We start from the raw sequence: 13,742 nt of genomic DNA, 5'->3' as shown, positions 1-13,742 counted from the left end.
ACGGCCTCCGCCAGGTTCTGCAGGTCGAGCTGCACCTGGAACAGCGGATGCCGGGCGCGTGACCGGCTCGGGGCGAGTTCTTCCACGAGTCGTTCGAACGGCACGTCCTGGTGGGCGAGGGCCTGGAGGCTCGTCCGGCGCACCCGGGCGAGCACGTCCTGGAAGGTCGGGTCGCCGGACAGGTCGGTCCGCAGCACCAGCGTGTTGATGAAGAAGCCCACCAGATCGTCGAGGGCCTCGTCGGTACGTCCCGCGTTGGCCGTTCCGATCGGAATGTCGGTGCCCGCCCCGAGCCGCGACAGCAGCACCGCCAACGCCGCCTGGACCACCATGAACGTGGTCACCCGCTCCGCCTTCGCCACCTCGGCCAGCCGGGCGTGGACGTGGGCCGGGATCTCGATCGGCACGCTGTGCCCCTGGTGCGAGGCCGCCGCCGGGCGTGACCGGTCGGCGGGCAGTTCCAGCTCCTCCGGGATGCCGGCCAGGGCCTCCCGCCAGTACGCCATCTGCCGGGCGACGAGACTGTCCGGATCGTCCTCGTCACCGAGCAGTTCCCGCTGCCACAAGGCGTAGTCCGCGTACTGGACCGGCAGAGCGTCCCACTCAGGAGCCCGCCCGGCACACCGCGCCGCATAAGCCACCGAAACGTCCCGAGCCAGCGGCGCCCGCGACCACCCGTCACTGGCGATGTGGTGGATCACCACCACCAGGATCCGCTCCTCAGGCCCGTCCTCGATCAACCAGGCCCGGATCGGCGCCTCCGAGGCCAGGTCGAAGGCGTATCCGACCAGGGAGTCCAGGTCCTCGCGCGCCGCCCGGCCCAGCTCCCACACCAGCTCGTCAGCCGCCAACACCCGCTGGTACGGCTCCCCGTCGGCGACCGGGAACACCGTCCGCAGCACCTCATGCCGTACGACCACGTCCCGCAACGCCGCCCCCAGCGCCTCGGCGTCCACCTCCCCCGACAGCCGCAACACGATCGGCACGTTGTAGGTGGCGCTCGGCCCCTCAAGCTCCCTGATGAACCACAACCGCCGCTGCGCGTACGACAGCGGCACCCGCTCCGGCCGCTCGACCGCCGTCAGCGCAAGGCGGGCCGCCCCCACGTCGCCCAGGCCGGCGGCCAGCCCGGCCACCGTCGGGGTCTCGAACAGGGCCCGGATCTCGATCTCGACGCCGAGCAGCGCGCGGATGCGGCTGACCAGGCGGACGGCGAGCAGCGAGTGCCCGCCGAGCTCGAAGAAGTCGTCGTCAACGCCGACCGCGGGCACGCCCAGCACCTCGGCGAACGCCGCGCACAGCGCCTCCTCCCGCGCGTCCGCCGGGCCACGACCGGCACCGGCCGCGGCGGCGTGGTCGGGGGCGGGCAGGGCGTGGCGGTCGAGCTTGCCGTTGGCGGTCAGCGGCAGCGCGTCCAGCACCACCCAGGCCGAGGGGACCAGATGGTCGGGCAGGCGATCGGCGGCGAACCGGCGCGCCACCGGCGGGAGATCCGAGGCGTTCTCCGAATCGTCGGGCACGAGATAGCCCACAAGACGGACGTCGCCGGGGGCTTCCTCCCGTGCGATCACGGCCGCCTGGCTCACCCCCGGACAGGCGGCCAGGGCCGCGGTGACCTCACCCGGCTCCACCCGGAAACCACGGATCTTCACCTGGTCGTCCACCCGGCCGGCGAACAACAACTCGCCACCGGCGCTCCAGCGGGCGCGGTCGCCGGTGCGGTACATGCGTCCGCCGCCGAACGGGCAGGCCACGAACCGTTCGGCCGTCAGCCCAGGACGCCCCAGATACCCGCGAGCCACCTGCGCACCCGCGACGTACAGCTCGCCCGTGACACCCGGTGGCACCGGAGCCAGGTATTCGTCCAGCACGTGGAAGGCGGTGTTGGCCACCGGCGTGCCGACCGGCGCGACTCCACCACCGCTCAACCGGGTGGTGGCGACGCCGATCGTGGTCTCGGTCGGGCCGTAGTGGTTGAACACCGCGCAACCACGCTCGCCGGCCTCCTCCAGCAACCGCGCCAGCCAGTCAGGAGCAGCCGCCTCACCACCCAGGACCAGCGCGCGAGCAGGCAGCAGACCAGGGCCCATCGCCGCCAGGTGGGAGGGCACCATCTTCACGAAGTCGATCTCCCGCTCGACCAGCAACGCCCGCAGCGCGTCCGGGTCGGTGGCCGCCTCCTCGGCCATGACGTGCAGCTCTCCGCCCAACGTGAGCGCGGCGAAGACGATCGTGTTGCCCAGGTCGGTCGCCTGCCCCTGCACCAGGGCGAACCGGCCACCGTCCAGCTCCAGCCGCTCCGGCACAGAAGCCACATAGTTCGCCAAAGCCGCCTGACTGACCTGCACACCCTTCGGCCGCCCGGTCGAACCCGACGTGTAGATGACGTAGGCCGTCTGACCGCCGTGCACGACCCGCTCGGGCCGGGCCGGAGAAGCCATCGACAGGCGCAACGCGGTGAAGGTGTCGTCCAGCACCAGCATCCGGGCATGACCCGCCGGCAGCTCGTCCGCGATCTCCTCACTGGTGACGGTCAGCACCGCACGACTGTCAGCGAGCAGGTACGCGATCCGCTCCACCGGCTGACGCGGATCGATCGGCACATAAGCGCCACCGGCCTTCCACACCGCCAGCAACGCCACCACCAGCTCGACGCCCCGATCCAGGCACACCCCCACCACCGACTCGGCCCCCACCCCCTCACCGACCAGGACATTCGCCAGCCGATTGGCCCGCTCATCCAGCTCGGCGTACGTGACCCCCTCACCGTCAGGAGCCACCACCGCGACTGCCCCGGGCCTGCGCGCGACCTGCGCCTCGAACAGCTCCACCGCCGGCGTCGCAAGCCCGTCGGCCGCCGTACGGTTCCACTCCGAAAGGGCCCGGTGCTCGTCCGGCCCCAGCAGGTCGACGCCGCTCACCCGGGTGCCGGGATCTCCGCTCACCATGTCCAGCACCCGCACCCAGTAACGCATGATCCGCTCGGCCCACACCGGATCGAACAGATCCGCCGCCACCGTCACCGACCCCCGCACCCCGGCCGGAGCCCCGTCGGCGTCGAACGCCTCGCTCACCATCACGTCGAGGTCGAACTTGGCCGCGGTACGCCCGCTCCCCGCCGCCGGAGCCGGTCCCGTCCGCACGCCGGGCAGGTCCAGCACCGCTTCGATGGTGTCCTGCTTGGTCAGCACCACCTGGAAGAGTGGGTGCCGCGCCATCGACCGCGACGGGGCCAGCTCCTCCACCAAGCGCTCGAACGGCACGTCCTGATGCGCGAACGCCGCCAGACTGCGCTCCCGCACCCGCCCGAGCAGCTCGCGGAACGCCGGATCGCCGGTCAGGTCAGCCCGTACGACCAGTGTGTTGACGAAACACCCCACCAGATCATCGAGCGCCACGTCCGTACGACCGGCGTTCGCCGACCCGATCGGAATGTCCGTCCCCGCACCGAGCCGCGACAGCAACACCGCCAAGGCCGCCTGCAACACCATGAACACGGTCACGCCCTCGGCCCGCGCCACCTCCACCAGCCGCGCGTGCATCTCAGCCGGGACCGCCAGCGGCACACTGTGCCCCCGATGCGAGGCCAGCGCCGGACGCGGCCGGTCGAACGGCAACCCAAGCTCCTCCGGCGCACCAGCCAGGGTGTCCCGCCAGTAGGCCATCTGAGTGGCGATGAGGCTGTCCGGATCGTCCTCGTCGCCCAAAAGCTCCCGCTGCCAGAGCGCATAGTCGGCGTACTGAACGGGCAGCGCGTCCCACTCGGGTGCCCGCCCTTCCCGGCGCGCCGCGTACGCCACGGAGGCGTCCCCGGCCAGCGGAGCCATGGACCAGCCGTCACCGGCGATGTGGTGCACGACGACCACCAGCACGTGCTCGTCCCCGCCGGCGTCGAGCAGCCAGGCTCGGATCGGCACCTCGGAGCCCAGGTCGAAGGCGTGCCCGACCGCGGCGTCCAGGTCCTCGATCGTTCCCCTGACCGGCTCCCAGGTCAGCTCGTCCGGGGTCAGGACCCGCTGGTACGGCTCGCCGTCCGCGACGGGGAAGACCGTGCGCAGCACCTCGTGCCGCTCGATCACGTCGCGCAGCGCCGCGCCCAGCGCGTCGAGGTCCACGTCGCCGCCGAGCCGCAGCACGATCGGCACGTTGTAGGTGGCGCTCGGGCCTTCGAGCCGGTTGAGGAACCACAGCCGGCGCTGCGCGAACGACAGCGGCACCCGTTCGGGACGCCGCCCGGGGGTGAGCGGCAGGCGAGCGGTGCCGGCGTCGTCGAGCCGGGCCGCCAGCGCGGCCACCGTCGGCGCCTCGAACAGGGCCCGCAACGGCAGCTCCACGCCCAGCACCGACCGGACCCGGCTGACCAGCCGCACCGCCAGCAGCGAATGCCCGCCGAGGGCGAAGAAGTCGTCGTCGGCCGCCACCTGCGGCAGCCCGAGCACCTGCGCGAACACGCCGCACAGCAGCTCCTCGCGGGCGTCGGCCGGCCCTCGTCCCCTGGCGGCACCGTACTCGGGCGCGGGCAGCGCCGCGCGGTCCAGCTTGCCGCTGGTGGTCACGGGCAGCGCGGACAGGGTCACGATCGCGGCCGGCACCATGTATGCGGGCAGCCGCTCGGCCGCCATGGCCCGTACCGGCTCGGCCGGGTCCGTGCCCGCCTCCCTCGGGACGACGTAGCCGACCAGCCGCCGGTCTCCCGGAACGTCCTCGCGGACCACGACCGCCGCCTGCGCCACCAGCGGATGGGCGGCCAGCACCGCCCGCACCTCGCCCGGCTCGATGCGGAAGCCGCGGATCTTCACCTGGTCGTCGGAGCGGCCGGCGAACACCAGGCGGCCCGCCTCGTCCCAGCGCACCCGGTCGCCGGTCCGGTACATCCGGCCGCCGGCCGGGCCGAACCGGTCGGCCACGAACCGTTCCCCGGTCAGTCCCGGGCGTCCGGCGTAGCCGCGCGCCACCTGCGGCCCGGCCAGGTAGAGCTCGCCCGGCACGCCGGGCGGCACCGGCGACAGCCACTCGTCCAGCACGTAGGCGCGCACGTTGAGCCGCGGCCCGCCGATCGTCACCGCGTGCCCGGGGGCCAGGTCGTCGGTCAGCGTCGCGCACACCGTGACCTCGGTCGGCCCGTACGCGTTGACCAGCCGCCGCCCCTCGCCCCAGCGCGCCACGAGGTCGGCGCCCAGGGCCTCGCCGCCGGCCACCAGCGTGCGCACTCCGGCCAGCTCCGCCGTGCCCATCACGCCCAGGAGTGAGGGCGGCACCAGCAGGTGCGACACCCCGAACCGGCGAACCACATCGGCCAGCCCGGCCCCCGGCAGCAGGTTCGCGGCGTCGGCCACCACCAGGCAGCCGCCCGACCAGAGCGCCGCCAGCAGTTCCCAGCAGGCCGCGTCGAACCCGGGCGACGCGAACTGCAGCACCCGGTCGCCCGGCCCGCTCTCCCAGCCGCCGGCCGCGAGCAGGTTCACCGCGCCGCCGTGGGTGACCACCACGCCCTTGGGCCGCCCGGTCGAGCCCGAGGTGTAGATGACGTACGCCGCGGAGCCCGGCCCGAGCCGGCCCCGCTCGGCCTCGTCCAGCGGGCCGCCCGGCAGGCCGGCCAGCTCCGCGACCACGGCCGAGTCGTCCACGACCACCCGCGCCGGCCCGTCCTGCAGCCGATCCGTCAGCTCGCGGGAGGTCACGACGTGCGCCGCTCCCGCGTCCGCCAGCGCGTACGCGATCCGCTCGGCCGGGTACGCCGGGTCCACCGGCAGGAACGCGCCGCCGGCCTTGAGCACGCCGAGCACCGCGACCACCCAGGCCGCGCCCCGGTCCAGGCAGACGCCCACCACGGACTCCGCCCGCACACCCCGCGCCACCAGGGAGCGGGCCAGCCGGTTCGCCCGTTCGTCCAGCTCGGCGTACGAGAGCTCGACGCCGTCCCCGACGACCGCCAGGGCGCCGGGCGTGCGCCTGGCCTGCGCCTCGAAGAGCTCCACCAGGGACGAGCCGGCCGCCTGGCCCACCGTGTCGTTCCACGTCTCCAGCACCTGCCGGCGTTCCCCGGCGTCGACGACGTCCACGGCGCTCAGGCGGGTGCGCGGCTCAGCGACCAGCAGGGCGAGCACGCGCGTCAGGCGTTCGCTCAGCCGCTCGGCCGAGGCCCGGTCGAAGAGGTCGGCGGAGGCCACCAGCGACCCCCGCACGCCCGCGGGCCCGCCCTGGGCGTCGAACGCCTCACCGAGCAGCACCTCCAGGTCGAACTTGGCCACCGGAGCGCCGGCCGCCATCCGCCCGGCCCGCACGCCGGGCAGGTCGAGCCGGGCCTCGCCGGTGTTCTCCAGGGTCAGCATCACCTGGAACAGCGGGTGCCGGGCCATCGACCTGGCCGGGGCCAGCTCCTCGACCAGCCGCTCGAACGGCACGTCCTGGTGCGCGAACGCGGCCAGGCTACGCTCGCGCACCCGGCCCAGCAGGTCGCGGAAGGCCGGGTTGCCGGACAGGTCGGTGCGCAGGACAAGGGTGTTGATGAAGAAGCCGACCAGGCTGTCTAGGGCTTCGTCGGTGCGTCCGGCGTTGGCCGTTCCGATCGGGATGTCGGTGCCGGCACCGAGCCGGGACAGCAGGACGGCCAGTGCGGCCTGGACGACCATGAACGTGGTCACGCCCTCGTCCCTGGCCACCTGGGTCAGGCGGGCGTGCACGTCGGCCGGCACCTCGATCGGCACCGTGTGCCCGCGATAGGAGGTCACCGCCGGACGCGGCCGGTCGACCGGCAGTTCCAGCTCTTCCGGCGCGCCGGCCAAAGTTTCGCGCCAGTACGCGACCTGCTGGGAGATCACGCTGCCGGGGTCGCTCTCGTCGCCGAGAAGTTCCCGCTGCCAGAGCGCGTAGTCGGCGTACTGGACCGGCAGAGCGTCCCACTCAGGAGCCCGCCCGGCACATCGCGCCGCATAAGCCACCGAAACGTCGCGAGCCAGCGGCGCCCGCGACCAACCGTCACTGGCGATGTGGTGGATCACCACCACCAGCACCCGCTCGTCCTCCGCCCCTGACAACAGCCAGGCTCGGATCGGCACCTCGGACGACAGGTCGAAGGCGTGTCCCACCGCCTCGTCCAGGTCCTCGACCGTTCCCCGGCCCAGTTCCCACGCCAGCTCGTCGGTCCCGAGAATGCGCTGGTAGGGCTCGCCGTCGGCGATCGGGAAGATCGTCCGCAGCACCTCGTGCCGCTCGACCACGTCCCGCAACGCCGCACCCAGCGCCTCGGCGTCCACGTCGCCGTGCAGCCGGAGCACGATCGGGATGTTGTAGGTGGCGCTCGGCCCCTCAAGCTCCCTGATGAACCACAACCGCCGCTGCGCGTACGACAGCGGCACCCGCTCCGGCCGTACTGCGGGGGTGAGCGGAACGCGGGCCGAGCCGGCCGCATCCAGCCGAGCGGCCAGCGCGGCCACGGTCGGGGCCTCGAACAGCTCCGACAGCGCCAGCTCCACCCCCACCAGCGCTCGCACCCGGCTGACCAGCCGCACCGCCAGCAACGAGTGGCCTCCGAGCGCGAAGAAGTCGTCGTCCACCCCGACGCTCTCCAGGCCGAGCACCTCCGCGAACGCCCGGCACAGCAGTTCCTCCCGCACCGTCGCCGGGGCCCGCCCGCCGCCCGCACCGTGCTCGGGAGCGGGCAGGGCCTTGCGGTCGAGCTTGCCGTTCGCCGTCAGCGGCAGCGCCTCCAGCGCCACCACCGCCGCCGGCACCATGTACTCCGGCAGCCGTTCTGCCGCGTAGCCGCGCAGGACGTCCGGCAGTCCTTCCGCGCCCACCGCGTACGCCACCAGCCGGACGTCACCGGGAACGTCCTCGCGGGCGATCACCGCCACCTGGGCCACCAGCGGATGCGCCGACAGCACCGCCGCCACCTCGCCCGGCTCGACCCGGTAACCGCGGATCTTCACCTGTTCGTCGGTCCGGCCGAGGTACTCCAGGTTTCCATCGGCGTTCCAGCGGGCGAGGTCGCCGCTGCGGTACATGCGGGCGCCGGGCTCGAACGGGCAGGCCACGAACCGCTCCGCCGTCAGACCCGCACGTCCCACATAACCGCGCGCCACCTGAGCACCCGCGATATACAACTCACCCGCCACACCCGCAGGCACCGGACGCAACCACTCATCCAGCACGAACAACCGGCAGTTGGCGATCGGCCGCCCGATCGGCACCGACTCTCCAACGTCAACCCCGGCCTCGTAGACACAGCACCCGACAACCGTCTCCGTGGGGCCGTACTCGTTCACGATCACCGACCCCGGAGACCGCTCCAGCCACGACCGCACTACAGCGCCTGACAGGGCTTCTCCGCCCACCACCCAGGTCCGCGCCACATCCACCGGCACCGTCTCGGCCAGCAGACTTAGATGCGCGGGGACGACCTTGACTAGGCCCAACCCCGGCGACAGCACCTCCGACAGCCCTTCGACGCCGCCCTGAGCGCTGACCATCACCGCGGCGCCCGACACCAACGGCACCCACAAACTCGTCACCGACAAGTCGAACGCCACCGACGAATGCAACGGTGCGCCATCACCCACCCCATAAGCGCCTGAGGCCCACTTCACGTAGTTCGCCAAGCCCGCCTGCGTGACCGCCACACCCTTCGGCCGGCCCGTGGACCCGGAGGTGTAGATCACGTAGGCGACCTGATCACCACGCAACTCGCGGGCGGGCCGCATGGCCGGCACCCCAGCCAGCCGCAACCCCATCAGGACGTCATCCACCACCAACATTCGCCCACGACCGGCCGGCAGCTCATCCGCGACCTCACCACTGGTCACCGTCAACGCCGCACCACAATCCGCCAGCACGAACGCCACCCGCTCCACCGGCTGACCTGGATCAACCGGCACAAACGCCGCACCCGCCTTCCACACCGCGAGCAGCGTCACGACCAGATCCACTCCGCGATCCAGACACACCCCCACCACCGACTCCGGCCCCACCCCCTCACCGATCAGCACATGCGCCAACCGATTCGCCCGCTCCTCCACCTCCCCATACGAAACCTCCACACCACCCACAGAAACCGCCACCGCACCCGGATCCTGCGCCTCGAACAACTCCACCACCGACAACCCACCAAGATCAACAGCGGTGTCGTTCCACTCCTCCACCACCCGCCGCCACTCACCCACATCAAGCACGTCCACATCGCCCAGCGCCGGCTCGGCCCCGCCGTCCAACGCCGTCTCCAGGGCGGACACCAGGTTGGCCGTGGCCGTGCGGACCAGCCGCGTCACCGCGCCGGGGTCGATGGGGGCGACGGCGTCCACGGTCAGCGTCAGCGTGTCGCCGTCGTCGTTGACGGCCACGGCCAGCGGGTAGTTGGTGCGGTCGTGCGTGTAGACGGTGCGGATGCCCTCGATGCGGTGCGCGGACGGGTCGCCGGCGGAGCCGGGGTCGCGCCGGTAGTTGAAGAACGAGGTGAACAGGGGCGTGTCGCCGGCGACGCCGCCGGCCCGCTGGGCGACGGACAGGGAGGCGTGCTCGTGCTCCAGCAGCTCGCCGAGCTGGTCGCGCATGGCCGACACGGCGGCCAGGACGCCGGGCTCGCCGGTGCGCACCCGTACCGGAAGGGTGTTCATGAAGGGGCCGGGCACGCGGTCGGAGCCCACGCCGGCGTTCATCCGGCCGAACAGCACGGTGCCGAAGACGACGTCGGTGCGGCCGCTGACGGCGGCGAGTGCCCTGGCCCAGGCCACGTGCATGACGGGGGCCGGGCTGACGCCCATGCGGAGCGCGGCGGCGCGCAGCCGGGCGGTCAGGTCGGGGGCCAGGCCGAGCTCCGCCCGTACGACGCCGGCGCCGTCGCCGCGGGCGTCGGTCACCCCGTAGGGCGCGGTCGGCTCGGTGACGTCGCCGAGCAGCGCGGCGAAGTAGCGCGCGTGCCCGTCCTCGTCGTCGCCGCCCCGGGCCTGGGCGACGAAGGTGCGGAACGGGAGCGGCTCGGGCAGGGTGTCGCCGTGCCCGGTCAGGAAGGCGCGGACCTCGTCGAGCAGGACCTCCTTGGCCGTGTGGTCCTGCACCATATGGTGGATGCGGAGCAGCGCCAGCCACTTGCCGGTGCCGGGCGCGGCGGCCGTGTGCACCCTGATCAGCGGCGCGCGGCCCAGGTCCATCGACGGCCCGCCGGCCGCCACCAGCTCGGCCACCGGGTCCGGGCCGGCCGGGTCGAGAGTCACCTGCTCGACGGGAAGGGCGGCGCGCCGCCACACGACCTGTACGGGTTCGCGTAGCCCGTCCCAGACGATCCCGGTTCTGAGGATGTCGTGGCGGTCCACCACGCGCTGCAACGCGTCGAGGAAGGCGTCGAGCCGGTCCCGGGTGTCGAATTCGGCGACCGTCGGCAGCGCGTACGCGTCGTCGCCCCCGCCGGCGAGCAGGTGGTGGAAGAGCAGCCCTTCCTGGAGCGGGGCCAGCGGGTAGACGTCGGCGACGTTGGCCGCGCCGCCCTCGACGGTGGCCGTGATCCGGTCGATCTCGTCGGTTGTCAGATCCACCAGGGGCAGCATGTCCGGGGTGATCTCGGTCGCGCCGGGTGGGATGAGGTTGTCCGGCACCGCGACCGGCGCAGCGCCCGACGACCAGGCGATCCCGGCCGGGGTCGGTGACTGGAACAGCGCCCGCACCGACACCTCGACGCCCCGCTCGCGCAGCCGTTCGACCAGGCGGATGGCCAGCAGGGAGTGGCCGCCGAGGGTGAAGAAGTCGTCGTCCACGCCGACGCTGTCGAGGCCGAGCACCTCGGCGAACGCGGCGCAGACGAGCTCCTCGCGGGCGTTCGCGGGGCGGCGGCCGGCGCCGGTGGCGTACTCGGGGGCGGGCAGCGCCTTGCGGTCGAGCTTGCCGTTCGGGGTCAGCGGCAGGTCGTCCAGGACGACCACGGCCGACGGGACCATGTACTCGGGCAGCCGCCCGGCCGTGAAGCCGCGCACGTCCTCGGGCAGGCAGGGCTCGCCGGCGGCGGGCACCACGTAGGCGACCAGGCGGGTCTCGCCGGGCGTGTCCTCGCGGGCGACCACCGCCGCCCGCGCCACCGCCGGGTGGGCGGCGACGGCGGCCTGCACCTCGCCCGGCTCGATCCGGAAGCCGCGCACCTTGACCTGCTCGTCGGCGCGCCCGGCGAACACCAGCTCCCCGTCCCCGGTCCACCGCACCAGGTCACCGGTGCGGTAGAGCCGCTCGCCGGTCGCGAACGGCGAGGCCACGAACCGCTCCGCGGTCAGCGCCGAGCGGCCCACGTAGCCGCGGGCGACCTGCGCGCCGGCGATGTAGAGCTCGCCCGCCACGCCGGGAGCCACCGGCTCCAGGTAGTCGTCCAGCACGAACATGCGGGTGTTGGCCAGCGGCCCGCCGAACGGCAGCACGCCGTTCCCGTCGGGGTCCACCCGGCCGGCCGCGGTGATCACGGTGGCCTCGGTCGGCCCGTACGCGTGGACGAGCCGGCGCTCCCGCGCCCAGGTCCGCGCCAGGCCGGGCGGCATGTGCTCGGAGCCTACGACCATCGACTCGACGCCGGCCAGGTCGCCCGTCTCCAGGACCGCGAGCAGCGAGGGCACGACGCTGGCCGAGCGCACCCCGGCCGTCTCGACGAGCGCGCGCAGCAGGGCCGGCTCCGCACGTTCCGCCGCGCCGGCCACGACCAGCGTGCCGCCGCGGGCCAGGGTCACCGCCACGTCCAGCACCGACGCGTCGAACGTGAACGACGCGAACTGCAGCACCGGCACGCCCGGGCCGACGTCCATCAGCGGCCCGAACACCGAGACGAGGTTCGCGAGGGACGCGTGCTCGACCGCCACGCCCTTGGGCCGCCCGGTCGAGCCTGAGGTGTAGATGACGTACGCCAGCTCGCCGGGCAGGGTCCGCTGCGGGAGTTCGGTGGCGGGGCGGGCGTCCAGGCGCGGATCGTCGAGGCGTACGACGTGGGCGGCGCCGAGCCGATCGGCCACCTCCGCCCCGTCGCTGACCAGCACGCGCACGCCGCTGTCGGCGACGGCGAAGGCCAGCCGGTCGGCGGGGTGGGCGGGGTCGAGCGGCACGTAGGCGGCGCCCGCCTTCCACACGGCGAGGATCGCGGTCACGATGCCGGCGCCGCGCGGCAGGCAGAGCCCAACGACGGATTCCGGGCCGACGCCGAGGGCTGCGAAGTGGTGGGCGAGCCGGTCGGCCCGCGCGTCGAGCTCGGCGTACGTCGTCGTCTCGCCCTCGTGCACGACCGCGGCCGCGCCGGGGGTGCGCGCCGCCTGGGCCGCGAACAGCTCCGGCACCGTCGCGGGCGGGATCTCCCCGTCCGTGGCGTTCCAGTCGACGAGCAGCTTGCGGCGCTCGTCCTGGCTGAGCACGACCGTCTCGCTCAGCCGGGTCTCCGGCTCGGCGACGACCGTCTCGATCACGCGCCGCAGCCGCTCGGCGAGCAGCGCGGCCGACTCCGCCGTGAACACGTCGGCGGCCACGATCACCGAGCCGCGCAGCCCGGCCGGCGCGCCGTCGGCGTCGAACAGCTCGCCGGCGCTGACCTCGACGTCGAACCGCGACACCGCGCCGCCACCGCCGCCACCACTGCCGTCGCCGCCACCGCCACTGGCGCTCGGAGCCTCGGCGACGCCGCCGGCGCGCACGCCCGGCAGGTCGACGGCCGCCTGCGCCACGTTCTGCACGGTGAGCAGTACCTGGAACAGCGGGTGACGGGCCAGCGAGCGGTTCGGCGTCAGCTCCTCGACCAGCTTCTCGAACGGCAGGTCCTGGTGGGAGAAGGCCGACAGGTCCGTCTCCCGCACCCGCGCGAGCACCTCGCGGAAGGCGGGGTCGCCGGACACGTCGGTGCGCAGGACGAGCGTGTTGACGAAGAAGCCGACCAGGTCCTCCAGCGCGACGTCGGTGCGCCCGGCCACCACCTGGCCGATCGGGATGTCGGTGCCGGCGCCCAGCCGCGACAGCAGCACCGCGAGTGCCGCCTGCATCACCATGTACGTGGTGACGCCCGCGCCGCGCGCCACCTCCGCCAGCCGCGCGTGCGTGTCAGGCGGCAGCTCGAACGGGGCACTGTGCCCCTGGTGCGTGGCGACCGGCGGGCGCGACCGGTCGAACGGCAGCGCCAGCCCCTCCGGCGCGCCGGCCAGCGTCTCCCGCCAGTAGGCAAGCTGGCGCGCCATGACACTGCCCGGGTCGTTCTCGTCGCCGAGCAGCTCACGCTGCCAGAGCGTGTAGTCGGCGTACTGGACGGGCAGCGGCTCCCAGTCCGGCGCCCGCCCCGCGCACCGGGCGGCGTAGGCCACGGAGACGTCGCGGGCCAGCGGGCCCTTCGACCAGCCGTCGCCCGCGATGTGGTGCAGCACCACGGCCAGCACGTGATCGTCCTCGCCCGCCGAGAACAGCCAGGCCCTGATCGGCACCTCGGCGCCCAGGTCGAAGGCGTGCTCCAGCACCTCTCCGGCCGGTCCGGCCAGGTCGGCGGACGGGGGCAGCTCGACGAGGGTGAGGTCCCAGTCGAGGTCGTCCATGCCGAGGATGCGCTGGTACGGCTCGCCGTCGGCCACGCCGATCACCGTGCGCAGCACCTCGTGCCGTTCCAGGACGTCGCGCAGCGCGGCGGCCAGCGCCTGCTTGTCCACCCGGCCCGTCAGCCGCAGCGCCACCGGGATGTTGTAGGTCGCGCTCGGGCCCTCAAGGCGCTCGATGAACCACAACCGGCGCTGTGCGAATGACAACGGAATCAT

General features: G+C 73.5%; 1 protein-coding gene (running past one end of the window). It reads right to left on the bottom strand.

Annotation, left to right across the window (positions count from 1 at the left end):
* Positions 1-13,742: the 5' portion of a non-ribosomal peptide synthase/polyketide synthase gene (locus AB0C28_RS54335; protein WP_358085095.1), read on the bottom strand. It extends 5,407 nt beyond the left edge of the window; the window shows 13,742 of its 19,149 coding nt (coding positions 1-13,742); the start codon lies at positions 13,740-13,742; the stop codon falls past the left edge of the window.

The sequence above is a fragment of the Nonomuraea sp. NPDC048892 genome (assembly GCF_040649735.1).
GTDB classification, from domain to species: Bacteria; Actinomycetota; Actinomycetes; order Streptosporangiales; family Streptosporangiaceae; genus Nonomuraea; species Nonomuraea maheshkhaliensis.
Note: the sequence above shows the minus strand (reverse complement) of the source record. Positions and strands in the feature narration are given on the sequence as shown.